We start from the raw sequence: 16,473 nt of genomic DNA, 5'->3' as shown, positions 1-16,473 counted from the left end.
CCTCTAGTTTTTTGTTTGAAATTTGCATTAAACTTAGCTTAAAACATCCAACAAACTGACTAACCTTCTGTCATAATTGACTGGCTGAATAATAGTATTATCTGGATCAAATAAGTAACCTTTCATCCCTGCTCGCCTTCCAGCTTCTACATCAAGCGGCCGGTCTCCAATCATTACCGCATTCTTTCTTTCTATTAAGTATTTTCTGCACAGATAGTTCAAAGAAGAAGGATCAGGTTTGCGTGGAAAGTTATTTTGTGCCGTAACTGCTCCGCAAAAAAAAGCTGTCATTTTATCGCGCTTTAGCATTTGCAACGCACTCTTGTCCCGATGTGTCAGTAAAAAATTGCGCCCGCCTGCTGCAACAATTTGCCAGCATACTTCATATGCACCGTCAAATGGCAACTCGTTATTTCGTTCCGCACTCTCTTTTAACTTATAAAAATGTTTTATTTTTTGCGTCAGAGATTCCTCTAAATCTGCAGTATAAAATGCAAAAGTTTGTCCTAACGAAGTTCTCCTCATACGCAAATACACTTCATGCTCAGCAATTTCTATTTTTGCTTCTCTAAATGCATTGCAAAATGCCTTTACCATTGATGGGTAAGTATTATAAAGTGTCCCGTCAAAATCCCAGCAGTAATCACTCATAGAGCTAAACTCCCTTTACTTAATAGCTGATTTACGTCTTATCCAATCAACAGCAACATTCATTGCTAACCGACAAGCGTTTGTCTGATCAAGCATATTTTTAACCACAAAATCATGAATAATCCCTTGAAAACGAATTTGAGAAACGTTTCCTCCAGCATCGCGAATCTTACGAGCCAATGCTTCAGCTTCATCCCTGACAACGTCCGCCTCAGCAGTAACAATCAGTGTTTCTGGAAGTTGTTTAAGGTGTTCAAAAGAAGCCTGTAAAGGTGAATACAAGAAAGATGGTTTTCCTCCCTGCTCTGTTCCCAGATACTGCTGCCAAGACCATTTCATCTGTTCACGAGTCAAGTCGTATCCACCAGCAAATTGATGATATGAATTCGTATCGAAATTCTCGTTGGTCACAGGACAAAATAGAATCATCTTGTAAATCCGCGGAACATCAATCCGTTTGGCTTGAAGCAAAGCAAGCGAAAGTGCAAATGTACCTCCTACGTCATCACCGCCAACCAACAATCTTGATAGATCAAAAGGGTACCTAACAGCCAGCTCAGGAAGCTGTTCAAAAACAGACTGCAGCTGATTGAGTTGTATGGGAGCCTTAACCTCCGGGGCTAGTGAATAAGAAACAAAAACAGCGGCAACATGAGCCCTAAGGACAAGTTCACGTAAAAGCTTATCATGAGTTTTTACATTTCCAGAAATAAACTGCCCACCGTGAATGTAAAAAAGAATTGGTACTTTTTCATCAACCTTTAAATTTCGGGGGTACATTATTCTGACTGGGATTTTTCCTCCAGCTTTGGAACCGACGTCAATTTCTGTATCTTGGTAATAAACATCATGCAAATAAACTGCTGTACGTTGTTCAAGTTCAAAACGTTCACGAATTACCTTCACACCAAAAGTAGTAGGTACAAAAACATTGTTGCGTTGTTCACAAAGCTGCCTTGCTTTTTCTTCCAGTGAAATTAACTGCACCATTATCTGCCCCCTTTAAACCAGATTATCCGTATCATATATCAAAGTAACAGGCCCGTCATTCACTAGTTCGACTTTCATTTCAGCACCAAAGATTCCCTCTACTACCTGAATTCCCTGTGCACGCAGCAATTGATTAAATGTTTGATAATTCTGTGCCGCAAGTTCAGGCTTTTGTGCTGGCGTAAAGCTCGGTCTATTTCCTTTTTTCAGAGCAGCATAAAGAGTAAACTGTGAAACGGAAAGAATCTTTCCTTCAACCTGTTTGATGTTAAGATTCATTTTTCCTTCCTTATCAGGAAAAACACGTACGTTGCTGATTTTATGCACTAGGCGTTCGATTTGTTCTCTTCCGTCACCTTCTTCAAACCCGCACAAGAGTAAAAAGCCGCTACCGCTTATTTTGGAAATTACCTTTTTATCCACAGTAACACTTGCCTGGGAAACCCTTTGTAATACAACTTTCATCGTAATTTTCCCCCTAGTGAATAATTCTTTTAACAACGTAGACATCAGGTACTCTTTTTATGTTATCGATTACCCGTTGGAGATGGATCCGATCACGAATACCCACGGTAGCGTCCATTGTCGCTTGTTTGTTGTTATCAACCCGTCCGTTAACTGAGTTTAACTGACGGGTACTATTATTGAGAGCTTGCAAAACATCGTTTAAAAGCCCTGATCTATTATAGCCTTGAATTTGCAGGTCAGTATTGTAATAAGCTTTATTGTCATAAGTCATATCCCATGAAACTGCAATTAAACGCATCCCAGATTTTTCTGCGCTTTTAACATTTGGGCAGTCCACTCTATGAATTGAAACTCCTCTGCCCTTTGTAATATAACCAACAATTTCATCACCTGGAATCGGGTTACAGCAATGACTCAAACGAACAAGCAGATTGTCAACCCCTGCTATTACGATTCCCTCATCATTTTTGTGCCCATCCGGTTGATTTTCACGTGTTAATTCTTGGTGATCTTCTAGAAGAGCTTTTTCTTCTTGGCGCTTACGGTCTGTTTCTTTTTCTCGACGAATCTTTTCTGTCAGGATATTGATAACTCCTAGAGGAGCCAACTCACCGAAACCTATAGAAGCATATAAATCATTTGCACTTGAGAATTTTTTCTTACGCAAAACTTTCTTTAGATTCTCACCCGTTAGCACTTTTTTGGGCTCATATCCCATTTCCAACAAGTTTTCGTCAATTATCTCTCTGCCTTTGTCAATGTTTTCAACGCGATCTTGTTGTTTAAAAAAGCGTTTTATTTTATTACGTGCTTTACTGGTATGCACCAGTTTAAGCCAATCGCGGCTAGGTCCTGCTGAATTTACTGATGTTAAGATATCCACGATATCACCGTTTTTGACTTGATAATCCAATGGAACAATCTTGCCATTAACCTTTGCGCCAACAGTCTCATTGCCAATCTCTGTATGAATTGAATATGCCATATCCAAAGGCCCGGCTCCCTTGGGAAGCTCAAAAACATCACCCTTTGGGGTAAAAACATAAACACGGTCGCCAAAAAGATCACCCTTAACACTTTCAACAAACTCAGCAGCATCGTTACTTTCATCTTGCAGTTCAATAATTTCTTTAAACCAATTAAGCTTAGTACCTGTGTCATCCTGTTCTATTGCCTCGGTTTTTCCTTCTTTATACGCCCAGTGTGCAGCAATACCATATTCAGCTACCCGGTGCATCTCAGCAGTTCTTATCTGTACTTCAAACGGCCGGCCCTTGGGCCCGATTACTGTTGTATGCAAAGACTGATACATATTAGCTTTCGGCATTGCTATATAATCTTTAAACCTTCCCGGCATGGGCTTCCATTGTGTATGAATAGCACCTAGAACTGCATAACAATCCTTAATAGAATTAACGATTACCCTGACTGCAAGCAAATCATAAATTTGACTGAACTGCTTATGCTGATCTTTCATCTTTCGATAAATAGAATAAATGTGTTTAGGCCTGCCGTAAATTTCACAATCAAGATCTAACTCATTGATTGCCTTGCGAATTTCTTTAATGGCCTCTTCAATATACTGCACTCGTTCGGTTCTCTTAGAACTCATGAGATGTACAATCCGATAATATTGCTGTGGATTAAGATAACGCAATGAGCTGTCCTCGAGCTCCCACTTGATTGTACTAATTCCTAAGCGATCAGCTAAAGGTGCATATATTTCCAAGGTTTCATTTGCAATTCTGCGCTGTTTATCAGGACGCAAATGACTAAGAGTACGCATATTATGCAAGCGATCTGCCAGTTTTACAATGATTACCCGCAAGTCTTTTGACATTGCTAAAAGAAGCTTGCGGTGATTTTCTGCCAGCTGCTGCTGATGGGACTTATAACGGATTTTGCTAAGTTTAGTGACTCCGTCAACAATAATCTCAACATCATGACCGAAAAGTTCGCCTACATCTCCCAAAGTAACCGGTGTATCTTCGACGACGTCATGCAAGAAGCCTGCACAGACAGTTGCTGGATCCATTCTGAGGTCAGCAAGAATACCAGCCACCTGAATAGGATGAACAATGTAAGGTTCTCCAGATTGGCGCCGCTGTTCCTTATGCACATAGCTAGCAAACACATACGCTTTTTTTACTAGTGCTACGTGTTTTTCGTTCATATATTTACGGACCATTTCTAAAACGTCATCTGCGTTCCAAATTGTTTCTCTTTCCATTTTGTCCACTCCTACAAAAATATAAATAAAAACACGTACTTTCAAAAGACGTGCTTCTCACTGTGCATTAATTATGCTTTGGCTGCCCCATACGCAAGAAAAGCAACTATGATGTAAAAAAGCGAAAAATAATACGCGTAACTCTCAAAGAAAAGCTTTACTCCCATAAGATAAATTAACGGAAAAAAGAGAAGGTAAACTGCCGGCTGCTTTTTCACACCTATAAGTATTCCCGTAAAAACCGTATAAATTACATTAATTCCAAATAAAGCAAAACCGATTCGTGAAACGTCGCTTAAATTAAATTCCTCAAAAACTATAGGAACTACTAAAGAAATTGCAAATGCAAAAGCCAGATACCATAAAGCAGTAATTGAAAACAGCCGTTTAATATTCATTAAAATCCTCACTTTTTAATAATTTCCTTTATTTTAACCTAATTCAAGTGCGAAAGAAAGCGCGGAAAGTAAATACAAAGGCGCCGTTTCAGCTCTCATAATTCGTGGGCCCAAACCAGCTAAAACAAAATCATTTTGTTTTAAGAATGACACTTCATCTGCAGATAAACCACCTTCTGGTCCGAAAACTGCCAGCAAGCGTGGAACTTTTTGAAGTTTTTCACGCCAAAGATGCTCTGTTAAATTCCGCATTGCATTTTTTTCCCCTTTTTTGGCAGCTTCTTCATACGCAGTTAATCTATATTCAAAGTCTGTAAACGGAAAACTTTTAATGTTTGAAATAAATTCTACTTGCGGAGTTACCACTCGATGAGATTGCTGTGCTGCATTCTTTGCAATTTTTTGCAATCTGTTAAGCTTTTGAGGCCGCTTTTTTTGTTCCCACTTTGCAATCGAATAATCAGCTTCAAAGAAAACAAAATGTGCTGCACCTAATTCCGTACTCTTTTGCACAATCCATTCGGCTTTATCTTTTTTTGATAAACCGCACATGATCGTAACATCAACAGGCAGTTCAACTTGATGCTCAAAACTTTGGATTACTTTGACACTTGCTTTTTTATCTTCTACTTGAGCTACTTCCACCAATAAAACCTGCTTGTTTGCTGTCACAATTTCAAAACGTGAACCGGATTTCATCCGCAGTACAACTATTGCATGATGATAAATTTCTTCGGGAAGAATAAAACTTTGTGGCAAGTGATTTTGTTCAACAAAATATCTCTGCATGCTAATCACCACTCTTTTTTTGTAAAATAAAGCAAACCCATTTTCCGTCCGTTGAAAGTTGTCTAAGAAACAATCCGTATTTTTGTGCCTGGGTTAATATTTCGTTTTTATTCTTCATTATTATTCCAGACATAATAAGCTTACCGCCTGCCTTTAAATGAGCACCAATCTGCGGAAGTAACAGCAGTTGGATTTCTGGAAGAACATTTGCGATTATTAACTCTGCTTTTTTGGGAGCTCCTTCAAGCAAACTCGCCTGTCTTATTTCAATTTTTTGCGCGACAGCATTCAGTTTAATATTAAGATTAGCCGATGCAACAGCTTTTTTATCAATATCACAAGCAAACACCTTTGCAACTCCCAGCTTGCAAGCTGCAATGCTCAATACACCAGATCCAGTTCCCACATCGATAACTGATTCCTTACCGAACACACAGTTCTCCAAGGCACTTAATGCAAGTATAGTCGTGGGATGGGTCCCAGTTCCAAAAGCAGCCCCTGGGTTAAGTCGAATTACTAACTCTCCGCTTTGCTGCCGCTCATAATCTTCCCACGTGGGCACTACAGTTAAAAAACGAGTAATTCTTTGTGCATGATAGTATTTTTCCCATTCATGTGCCCACTTTTGATCATCAACATTGTTGAGCGTAACCTTCAAACCCTTAACCTCAAAACCAGCCTTTGAAAGTTGTGCTACCCGTTCTTTGATCATTTTAAACTGCTTTTTATCAATTTTACGGTCTTCACTAAAATAACTGCTTAAATAAAAGGTTCTTTTATTTTTAGTATTTGTTGTACTATCTTCTTTTTGAATACCAGTTGTTCCAATACTATACAAGATAGCTTCTATTGCAGATTCAGCTTCTTGAGTAGTTTCTATTGTTAACTTTTGCCAGTGCAATTTCTTCCTCCATATTTTAAATGTTGTTATTCAGAGTAAGGCAGCCATAACGGCCTATCTTGTGCCTGTTGTTTTTGGGCAAGTATCCGTGAAAATTCTTCGTCAGACCATTCCAGTTCAAATAAAGTCAATTCAGAGCTGTCACTGCTATTCAAAAAATCTATTAAGTCAGACTGGCTGTTATCCAGCAAGATTTGTAAATAAGTTAACAGGGCCTCCGCTTTTGCAACTTCCCAACCCTTTGTTCCTTCAAATGGCAGACAAGTCAAATATTCATCTTGTACTTTTGCTGGATCGAAATGGTAGCGGTCATAAAGAAGAATCGCATCTACAAATGTAATAGCGGGTTTAGGTGAAGTTTCACCCGTCATTTCCAAAAATAAAGCACGCGCTCTTTTTTCCATAACAAAAGTCATCTCAATTGTTAGTGTATACTGTTCTTTATTTTGGGTAAGTTCCAGCTTTCCATCAAAATCAAGTTTAGATAGACCATTTTTCAAAAATTCAAAAAGATCAATTTTCATTACTTCACCGCCTTAGCAAAAAATAATAGTACCGTAAATACCTGAATATTTTATCTTAATTTTTTTAGCTGCTTTATGCAGCAGCTCACAATTCAATATTAATATTTTTGACTGATTGTGACAACTATTAATAAGAAATGTTACAAATGTCTCTCATTGTCCTGCCTTATTTTTTGGAAAATCATACGGCTGTATTTTAAGCAATGTAATTAAAGCCTCAAATGAATCTTCCATAAAAGTTTCTGCCTCAATATGCTGGTATTTTTGCAGATAATCTTTTTTATACTTATCCAAAACAACTACGCCGATTATAAAAGACCACACAGTTGCTGCACTTTGCTTATTTGCAAGTTCAGAACAAAAATATTTTTCCGTGCATCCCTGTATTAAAGTATCCCTGATTATATCCAAGACTTCAGCATTTAATTCGTGATATTTATTTTTCAACCTCTTTCCAAGATGCAAGCCTGAAAAGTCTGTTTGTTCAAAGAAAATAATTGCAGTCAAGTACACTGGAAAATCATTTTTTAATATAAAAATACTATGAAGAAAAACTTGTAGTTTTTCTATAGGCGTTACAAAATTTCTTGCTAATATGTTTTCTTTGAAGATTTCAAGCAGCTGACGATAACCCCTTAATGCTACTTCTAAATAAATCTCTTCTTTACTACTAAAATAAACGTATAGCGTTTTTTTGCTGAATTCAGCGGCTCCGGCAATTTCATCAATAACAGCTTCTTCATAATTTTTCTTAGCAAAAACCTGCTCTGCAGCATTAATGATATCTTGCTGTTTTAATTTTCTTTCACGAAATTTTCTCTCAAGTTGACCCACTTGCTAAGCCTCCCATTATAGATATGCCTTTATAAACTTGTATTATCTTTAAGTAAACTACCAGTTACATTTAATATACAGCAGTTAACTTTTAAAGACAAAGTTATTGTTTCTCTTTCAAAAGTCTCCAGTAGTCTTACTCTTAGAGATTAACTGGTCAGAAACTTGTTTTTTTGCTAGTATTATCATGGTTACATTAATTTTTAATATTGCGGAGGTTTTTGCATGGCTAAATATAAAATGATTCTTGATCTTGACACGGGGATAGACGATGCACTTGCAATTGCCTATGCTTTAGCAGATCAAGATTGCGATCTAATTGGAATAATCGGCTCCTACGGAAATGTCTTAGTAGAACAAGGTGTCCGTAACAGCCTGGATTTACTGTATCTTCTTGGTGCTGAAAACGTTCCTGTTTATCAAGGCTCAGCATGTGCTTCAACAAAAAACAGATTTGCAGTTGAACCTGTCAGTGCTACAATTCATGGGAAAAATGGAGTTGCAAATCTTTCATTAAAACATTCTCCCCAGAAACCAGCAGTTGAAAACGGGGTAGACTTTTTAATTACAGCAATTCATAAATATCAAAAAGAGCTCATTTTTGTACCAACTGGGCCACTCACTAATCTAGCTGCCGCAATAAAAAAAGATCCAGCTATAGTAAATCTAATCGGTAATGTTACTTTTATGGGAGGCGCCCTAAGTGTTCCAGGCAACGTAACACCAGCAGCCGAAGCCAACATCCACCAAGACCCTGTAGCTGCAAATGAAGTTTTACGCAGCAGCCTTCCTTTAACAATGGTCGGTTTAGACGTGACAACCCGTACATTGCTCACAAAAAAAGAAACAAAAAAATGGCGCAGCCTTGGCACTTCTGCTGGTGAAATTTACGCTGATCTCGTTGATTATTATATTGAAGCGTATCAAGTTACAAATGCACATTTAGCAGGCTGTGCACTTCACGATCCGCTGGCAGTCGCTGCCGCTTTAGAACCTTCTTTACTAGACACTGTTTTCCTAAATATGAAAGTTGATACTGATTTACCGTTTGAAGGACGCACAATTGGGGATGAAACACGTATAAATAAACCTGCTGAAACTACTCAAGTAGCTTTAGACGTCAATAAAAAACGTTTTCTTAATAAATTTATGACTCGGCTTACAGGATTATTTGAAAAATATTGATTTTTTTAGTGGGGGTGTTTTTATGAAAGCTGCCGGTGTTGTTTTATATATTTTCTGGCTTTTTCTTCTGATCCTCAAGTACACAGTAATACCTAAGGATGAGAATTTTTTGTATCGCCACATTTTTTGGGGTAAACTCTCTTGGTACAGAAACTCACGTACCCTTATTTTACTTGCTGCTTTGTTTATGATTGAATTGTTTCTTCCATTACGCAGTCTATATGCCCTTTTTTTACTAACCGGCGTTATCATAATAATTATTTCGTTCGCAAACATACGAAATCATACAGGTAAAGCAGCAGCAACTTCACTTGTTTTTCTTCTCGGCCTACTAATTACTTCATTTTCTGCCTTCTTCGTTTTTAATTAAAAAACTACTATAAATAGATTTGTTTAACAACCAACTGAGCAAAACTTGTCTTTATATAATCTATTTTATTACAAATAAAAAGGCTGCGACAACGTTAAAAATCGTCACAGCTCTTTTTGGCAGTTAAAGTTTTTGTGTGAATTTGAGGATGACTTAATTATAAAGCACAGCTTTAATAAAGAAAGGTAATTTACCTATAATTTACCAAATTTACTTAAACATTACATTTTTTTACTCCTCAGTTGTTCATTAGCCTATCTGCAATCTTACAGTTTCTTTCGACTGTAAGACATCATTTGGTTGGTTTAGCTAAACTTTTTTGTTAAACTTTAGCTAAGTGTTAAATTAAAAGGAGCTAATCAAATGCCTATTATGCTAGTTGTCACTACTGAAAACATTCCCGGGAAAAATTATGAAGTTCTTGGTGAAGTCTTTGGGCTGACTACTCAATCAAAGAATATCTTTCGCAACATCGGCGCTGGACTGAAAAATATTGTGGGCGGAGAAATTAGAGACTACACTAAAATGCTGGAAGAATCACGCGAGGTTGCAATCAATCGGCTACGCGAAAATGCTGCTAAACTGGGGGCTGACGCAGTCGTAATGATGCGTTTTGACTCAGGTTCAATCGGTCAAGACATGCAGTCAGTAGCCGCTTATGGAACCGCAGTAAGATTTATTTCTTAAGCTTAGAACTTTGATGGCTGCAACCGCAACCGTCTTTAAAGAACCTGAAAACAAAAAGACCTGCGTTTATTGCAGGCCTAATGTGGTTTAAACAAGCATTATTATAAAACTGTGGACGCTATTACTACAACACTTGCTTCAGTTTTATGATACTATTTTTAGTAACCAAAAACATGTTATTTGTTTTTTCAAATAGCTATTACAAAAATTGCATTATAGCTGGGTTAACGTTTATCTATCCAAAAAAGTTTCCTTTTTAGGGCATTTGAAACATTTTCTAAGCAGTAATACTTTAAAAATTGTCTATTGCTTGTTCCAAAATTCTCTAATTATCATTAGTGATTCTTTTTAAGTGTTCTCTTAGTAAAGCTTATCGTTTGTAGCATGAGTGCTCTTTCATTTATAATTTAGTTAAGGTTACAAAACAAAGGGAGGTAATCATGGTGAGCTCAAAAGATAAATTTGAAAATACAAAAGATAAGGTAAGTGGCAAGGCAAAAGAAGTCGGCGGTAAAGTAACTGATGATAAAAAACTTGAAGCTGAGGGAAAAACACAAAATACTCTAGGTAAAGCAAAAGATGCACTCAATGATGCAAAAGATGCAGCTAAGGGAGCGGTTAAGAGTATTAAGAAAAAGTTGAACAAAAAAGAAGACGATTAATTTTTAACTTCTTAACCAAATAAATTTGCAAAAAAAGACTATGACGAACTGAAATTTTTGGTTTGCCATAGTCTTTTTATATAAATCTGTTACTGGATGCTATATTATTACTGATACAAATCGACTAAAAAACACTGCTGTACATCCCCCTATACAACTTCACAAATTATTTGTTTAAATCCTAAGTTTCTTAGGTATAAGTGTATTCAAAAGCCTTTGATTTTTACTATACAATTCAAATAATCTTCTGAGCAGCTGGTTTCTGTAAATTTTCAGTAACTTATGTAACGTTTAGGTAATCAATATTGAAACTTGGTTAATTTTCTTGTAGAGTAGTGCATGAGTCAAGATACTGTGTGGGAAATTTTGGCTCATGCAGAACCTCCAATGTCTTTTCTGTTCTGCTAATAATACTTTCAAGATCCTTTTCCATCGCCCTTTATACGTGCGATGGTTTTTAATATACAGAAAAAAAGACTGCACCAAATAATCCTTGATCCAGTCCCTCTACTTTATCTAAAAGACACTCGTTGATGTGTTCTGGTAGTCAGTCTTTCCCGCTTAACCACAAAATTACTCGTAAGCAAATTCAGACTATATTTGTAATTAGAAGTCAATTTTCAAAAGTTACCACCTATTAACACACTCTTTTAATAGAAACAATGCAAATCAGCGGTTATTTATACTATTAATTTTCTTCGTCAGTTTTTAATACTGCCATAAATGCTTCTTGCGGAACCTCAACTGTCCCTACAGCTTTCATTCTTTTTTTACCTCGCTTTTGTTTTTCCAAAAGCTTAGCACGCCGATCCGGATCACCTGTATGAATTCTAGCTGTAACGTCTTTTCGGTAGGCCTTGATATTTGTCCGTGCAATAATCTTAGCACCGATTGCAGCTTGAATTGGAATCTCAAAACTTTGTCGTGGAATTATTTTTTTAAGCTTATCAGTAATAACACGTGCCCTTTGCGGTGCAAATTTGCGATGAGTAATAAAACTGAGTGCATCAACTTTGCTGCCGTTTAAAAGAATATCAATCTTAACCAAATCTCCAGGTTTATTCCCATCCAACTCGTAATCCAATGATGCATATCCCTTAGTACTTGACTTTAAACGGTCAAAGAAATCAAAAATAATTTCTGATAAAGGCATTTCATAAATTACGTTTACTCGATATTCATCAAGATATTCCATAGTTAAGAATTTTCCCCGCTTATGCTGGCACAGCTCCATTACAGTACCGACATAATCATTTGGCACCATGATTGTAGCCTTAACGTATGGTTCATTAATTGTCTTGATACTTGAATTTTCAGGCATTTCCGCAGGATTATCAACCTCTTTATGAGTTTCGTCAGTTAATTCTACGTCATAAGTTACAGCTGGTGCAGTTGTAATTAAATCCATGTTAAATTCACGTTCCAAGCGTTCTTGAACAACATCCATGTGCAGCAAGCCTAAAAAACCGCAACGGAAACCAAACCCTAGAGCCTGAGAAGTTTCAGGCTCAAATTCAAGCGCAGCATCGTTTAACTGCAATTTTTCAAGCGCTTCGCGCAGCTCATTATACTTGGCATTATCAGTAGGATAAAGGCCAGAATAAACCATTGGATTCATTTCCCGATAGCCCTCAAGTGCTTTTTCCGCCGGCCGTTGCGCATTAGTCACCGTATCACCGACACGGGTATCTTGAATATCTTTGATACTTGCAGTCAAGTACCCTACATCTCCAGCCATAAGCAACTCACGCTTTATAGGTTTCGGAGAGTTAACACCCACTTCTGTTACTTCATATTCCGTTTTACTGTTCATCAAGCGAATCCTATCACCCGGTTTAACTATCCCGTCAAAGACTCTGATACTTAAAACTACTCCTCGATAATCATCATAAACTGAATCAAAAATCAATGCTTTTAAAGGAGCCTCTAAGTCTCCAGCCGGTGCCGGGACTTTGTGGACAATTTGCTCCAGCATCTCTTCAATCCCAATTCCCTTTTTTGCGCTTGCAAGAACAGCATCTGAAGCATCAAGCCCAATCACATCCTCAATTTCTTTACGAACTTTTTCAGGTTGTGCAGATGGAAGATCAATCTTATTGATTACCGTAACAATCTCCAAATTATCATCCAGCGCCAAGTACACATTTGCAAGTGTTTGTGCTTCAACTCCTTGTGCAGCATCGACTACAAGTACGGCTCCTTCACAAGCTGCCAGACTGCGCGAAACTTCGTATGAAAAATCCACATGTCCTGGAGTATCAATAAGATGAAATATATATGTTTTTCCATCTTGAGCGTGATAATGAAGTTCTACCGCGTTTAACTTGATCGTTATACCCCGTTCACGTTCAAGTTCCATAGAATCCAGTAATTGATCTTGCATTTCCCGCTTTGAAACAGTATCAGTCAATTCAAGAATTCGATCTGCCAATGTTGACTTTCCATGATCAATATGCGCAACAATCGAAAAATTCCGGATCTTTTTTTGGCGTCCCTTCAATTTTTCAATATCCATTCATAACTTCCTACTTTCCTGCTCAAAATCTATTCTGTTCAATTATACCAATGCGCTGATTCAAAAACAACGCATTGGTTTAGTCACAAAAGAAGACTGGTATTCCTCAAAAGGGGATACCAGTCTTCTTATTTTAACATATCAACTATTCAGCGTTTTGTATGTTTCTTAAGCCTATCAAAAAGTGATTCTTCTCCGCGGACTTTTTCTCCACTTGCTTCTGCAAATGATTTAAGAGCCTCTTTTTGCTTTTGATTTAAGGATTTTGGCGTCTCAACTTCTACAGTTACCTCTTCGTCTCCAGTTCCTTTACCACGCAGATAAGGTGCTCCTTTACCACGCAAACGGAAGACTGTCCCAGTCTGAGTACCTGCTGGAATTTTCATTTTTACGTCACCATGGACTGTCTTAACGTCAACTTCATCGCCCAATGCAGCCTGAACAAAACTTATCGGCAAGTTAAAGTAGATTTTTGCCCCATCACGTTTGAAAATGTCACTTGAAGCAACATTGAAAACAATATAAAGATCACCATAAGGCCCGCCATTTTCTCCTGCTTCTCCCTGACCTTGGAGGCGCATTTGGTTGCCATCTTCAACACCTGCTGGAATCGAAACTTCTACTTCATGTTTTTCTTGGACATGTCCGCTGCCGTGACACGTAGAGCATTTTTCTTTGATAATTTTCCCTTTGCCTTGGCAATATTCACATTCCTGCTGAGTGACTACTTGCCCCAATGGTGTCGCACGCTTTACACGCATGTAGCCACTTCCGCCGCAATGTGAACATGTTTCTGGTGATGTACCCTTCTTTGCTCCGCTTCCGCCGCAAGTTTTACACAGGGCTTCACGTGTATACTGGATACTTGTTTTTTTACCAAAAACTGCTTCTTCAAAAGTTAGGTCCATCTCATACTGCAGATCTCGCCCTTGACGCGGTGCATTTGGATTTCTGCTTGAACCGCCGCCACCTCCAAAGAACGAACTGAAGATATCCTCAAAGCCGCTTCCGCCAAAATCGCCGAACCCGCCGCTTTGATAGTTTCCTCCAAAGCCTTGTTGCCCGCCTGTAGAACCATACTGATCAAACTGAGCTTTCTTTTGCGGATTACTTAAAATCTCATAGGCCTCATTTACCTCTTTAAACTTTGCTTCAGCACCAGGTTCCTTGTTTAAATCTGGATGATATTTTTTGGAAAGCCTGCGGTAAGCTTTCTTAATCTCAGCAGCAGAAGCATCTTTCGATACACCTAAAGTTTCATATGGATCTCTGATTTCTGCCATTCTTTTCCTCCGTATATAAGAAATTCTTCTAAATTAAAGACTACCATATTGTGTGCTAAATAAAAAGTCAAAGTCCACTATGGCCTTTGACTTTTTATAGGCTGCCGTTAACGACTATTTCTTATCCTTGTCATCTGGATCAACTTCCTTGAAGTCACCATCGACTGTCTTATCATCACCGCTCTTTGCTGCATCGCCTTCTTGACCTTTAGCAGCACCGCCTTTTGCCTGTTGTGCCTGCTGTGCTTGTTGATAAAGCTTAACAGAAAGGTCTTGGATAATCTTGTTAAGGTTATCTTTTTTAGTTTTCATTTCTTCAACGTTGTTAGCTTCTTGCGCTTTTTTCAAAGCGTCGCGAGCTTCCTCAGCCTTCTTGATTTCATCTTCAGAAACTTTACCCTTAACTTCTTTCAAAGTCTTGTCAGTTGTAAAGATCAACTGGTCAACTTCATTCTTAAGGTCAACTTCTTCTTTACGCTTTTTATCAGCGTCTTCGTTTTCTTTTGCTTCTTTAACCATTCTATCAATTTCTTCATCTGAAAGGCCGGACGAACTCTTGATCGTAATCTTTTGTTCTTTGTTGGTACCCAGATCTTTTGCAGAAACATTAACAATCCCGTTCTTATCAATATCAAACTTAACTTCGATCTGAGGAACACCGCGTGGTGCAGGCGGAATATCCGTTAGTTGGAAACGACCAAGCGTCTTATTATCTGCAGCCATTGGGCGCTCACCTTGTAATACATGAATGTCAACAGCTGGCTGATTGTCTGCCGCAGTGGAGAACACTTGCGACTTGCTTGTAGGGATTGTAGTATTACGATCGATTAACTTAGTGAATACACCGCCCATGGTTTCAATTCCTAATGACAAAGGTGTAACATCAAGTAAAACAACATCTTTGACATCACCGGTAATAACACCACCTTGAATTGCAGCACCTAATGCTACAGCTTCATCGGGGTTAACTGTCTTATTAGGCTTGTGCGCTGTTTCTGCTTCAACAGCAGCTTGAACAGCTGGGATACGTGTCGAGCCACCAACAAGGATAACTTCGTCAATATCGCTGTTAGTTAAGTTAGCATCCTTCAAAGCATTACGTACAGGTACTTTAGTACGTTCTACAAGGTCTGCCGTTAATTCATCGAACTTAGCACGAGTCAAGGTTTTCTCTAAATGTAATGGACCATTAGCGCCTGCTGTAATGAAAGGTAAGCTAATTTGTGCACTTGAAATTCCTGAAAGATCCTTCTTAGCTTTTTCAGCTGCATCTTTCAGACGCTGCATTGCCATCTTATCAGCAGACAAGTCGATGCCGTTTTCTTGTTTGAATTCAGCAACTAACCAATCAATAATCTTGTTATCAAAGTCATCTCCACCTAAATGAGTATCACCATTAGTTGAAAGTACTTCAAAGACGCCGTCTCCTAATTCAAGGATAGAAACATCAAAAGTACCACCACCAAGGTCAAAGACAAGAATCTTTTGGTCTTTATCAAGTTTGTCTAACCCATATGCTAAAGCAGCAGCAGTTGGTTCATTAACAATTCTTTCAACTTTTAAGCCAGCAATCTTACCTGCATCCTTAGTTGCCTGACGCTGTCCATCATTAAAGTATGCTGGTACTGTGATAACAGCCTGCGAAACTTTTTCACCAAGGTATGATTCTGCATAATCCTTAATATATTGTAAAATCATAGCTGAGATTTCCTGAGGAGTGTATTCCTTATCTTCAACTTTTACTTTGTATCCCGCTTCACCCATGTGACGTTTGATTGAAGAAATAGTGTTAGGGTTCGTAATTGCTTGTCGTTTTGCAACTTCCCCAACTTGAGTTTCCCCGTTTTTGAAAGAAACGACAGATGGTGTTGTTCTATTACCTTCAGGGTTTGTGATGATTTTGGCTTCTTTACCTTCAAGAACAGCGACTGCCGAGTTAGTAGTCCCTAAATCAATACCAATAATCTTTGACATATTATTTTCAAC

16 protein-coding genes are annotated in these 16,473 nt (G+C 38.1%); 4 read left to right on the top strand and 12 right to left on the bottom strand.

Going from position 1 to position 16,473, the window contains the following annotated elements; all coding sequences use genetic code 11:
* Positions 1-33 precede the first annotated feature (33 nt).
* The 9 genes from FD46_RS06115 to FD46_RS06075 form a co-directional block, all read right to left on the bottom strand.
* Complete coding sequence (locus tag FD46_RS06115) at positions 34-651, bottom strand: HAD-IA family hydrolase (RefSeq protein ID WP_057896281.1); 618 nt, start codon at positions 649-651, stop codon at positions 34-36.
* Positions 652-666: 15 nt separating this feature from the next.
* Complete coding sequence (locus tag FD46_RS06110; protein ID WP_235805586.1) at positions 667-1,641, bottom strand: alpha/beta hydrolase; 975 nt, start codon at positions 1,639-1,641, stop codon at positions 667-669.
* Positions 1,642-1,653: 12 nt separating this feature from the next.
* Positions 1,654-2,106 (bottom strand): D-aminoacyl-tRNA deacylase, encoded by a 453-nt coding sequence (gene dtd, locus FD46_RS06105; protein WP_057896280.1) that lies wholly within the window; start codon positions 2,104-2,106, stop codon positions 1,654-1,656.
* A gap of 13 nt (positions 2,107-2,119) precedes the next feature.
* A complete protein-coding gene (locus tag FD46_RS06100; RefSeq protein WP_057896279.1) occupies positions 2,120-4,339 on the bottom strand; it encodes a RelA/SpoT family protein in 2,220 nt (739 codons plus the stop codon).
* 71 nt (positions 4,340-4,410) lie between these two features.
* Entirely contained in the window at positions 4,411-4,737 is a 327-nt protein-coding gene (locus tag FD46_RS06095) for a hypothetical protein (RefSeq protein WP_057896278.1), read from the bottom strand.
* Between the two features lie 33 nt (positions 4,738-4,770).
* Positions 4,771-5,526 (bottom strand): 16S rRNA (uracil(1498)-N(3))-methyltransferase, encoded by a 756-nt coding sequence (locus FD46_RS06090; RefSeq protein WP_057896277.1) that lies wholly within the window; start codon positions 5,524-5,526, stop codon positions 4,771-4,773.
* Position 5,527: 1 nt separating this feature from the next.
* Positions 5,528-6,427: a 50S ribosomal protein L11 methyltransferase gene (gene prmA, locus FD46_RS06085; protein ID WP_057896276.1), complete on the bottom strand. Its 900-nt coding sequence runs from the start codon at positions 6,425-6,427 to the stop codon at positions 5,528-5,530.
* 26 nt (positions 6,428-6,453) lie between these two features.
* Entirely contained in the window at positions 6,454-6,951 is a 498-nt protein-coding gene (locus tag FD46_RS06080) for a DUF3013 family protein (protein ID WP_057896275.1), read from the bottom strand.
* Positions 6,952-7,104: 153 nt separating this feature from the next.
* The gene (locus FD46_RS06075; protein WP_057896274.1) at positions 7,105-7,785 is read right to left on the bottom strand and encodes a TetR/AcrR family transcriptional regulator; all 681 of its coding nucleotides are present in this window, start codon (positions 7,783-7,785) and stop codon (positions 7,105-7,107) included.
* A 225-nt stretch (positions 7,786-8,010) separates the two neighbouring features.
* Between FD46_RS06075 and FD46_RS06070 the strand changes: the two genes are divergently transcribed.
* From FD46_RS06070 to FD46_RS06055, 4 genes are all read left to right on the top strand, one after another.
* Positions 8,011-8,970 carry a nucleoside hydrolase gene (locus tag FD46_RS06070; RefSeq protein WP_057896273.1) on the top strand — a complete coding sequence of 320 codons (960 nt, stop codon included), beginning with the start codon at positions 8,011-8,013 and terminating at the stop codon, positions 8,968-8,970.
* A gap of 22 nt (positions 8,971-8,992) precedes the next feature.
* Complete coding sequence (locus FD46_RS06065) at positions 8,993-9,340, top strand: hypothetical protein (protein WP_057896272.1); 348 nt, start codon at positions 8,993-8,995, stop codon at positions 9,338-9,340.
* 363 nt (positions 9,341-9,703) lie between these two features.
* Positions 9,704-10,027, top strand: a complete 324-nt coding sequence (locus FD46_RS06060) for a heavy metal-binding domain-containing protein (protein WP_057896271.1) — start codon at positions 9,704-9,706, stop codon at positions 10,025-10,027.
* Between the two features lie 440 nt (positions 10,028-10,467).
* Complete coding sequence (locus tag FD46_RS06055) at positions 10,468-10,689, top strand: CsbD family protein (protein WP_187329024.1); 222 nt, start codon at positions 10,468-10,470, stop codon at positions 10,687-10,689.
* Positions 10,690-11,377: 688 nt separating this feature from the next.
* Here the strand turns inward: FD46_RS06055 and lepA are convergent.
* The 3 genes from lepA to dnaK all read right to left on the bottom strand — a co-directional run bounded on the left by lepA (position 11,378) and on the right by dnaK (position 16,461).
* A complete protein-coding gene (gene lepA, locus FD46_RS06050) occupies positions 11,378-13,204 on the bottom strand; it encodes a translation elongation factor 4 (protein ID WP_057896269.1) in 1,827 nt (608 codons plus the stop codon).
* 149 nt (positions 13,205-13,353) lie between these two features.
* Positions 13,354-14,487 (bottom strand): molecular chaperone DnaJ, encoded by a 1,134-nt coding sequence (gene dnaJ / locus FD46_RS06045; protein ID WP_057896268.1) that lies wholly within the window; start codon positions 14,485-14,487, stop codon positions 13,354-13,356.
* Between the two features lie 114 nt (positions 14,488-14,601).
* Positions 14,602-16,461: a molecular chaperone DnaK gene (gene dnaK, locus FD46_RS06040; RefSeq protein ID WP_057896267.1), complete on the bottom strand. Its 1,860-nt coding sequence runs from the start codon at positions 16,459-16,461 to the stop codon at positions 14,602-14,604.
* Positions 16,462-16,473: the final 12 nt, after the last annotated feature.

This window comes from Liquorilactobacillus oeni DSM 19972, assembly GCF_001436275.1.
In the GTDB taxonomy this organism is placed as follows: Bacteria; Bacillota; Bacilli; order Lactobacillales; family Lactobacillaceae; genus Liquorilactobacillus; species Liquorilactobacillus oeni.
Note: the sequence above shows the minus strand (reverse complement) of the source record. Positions and strands in the feature narration are given on the sequence as shown.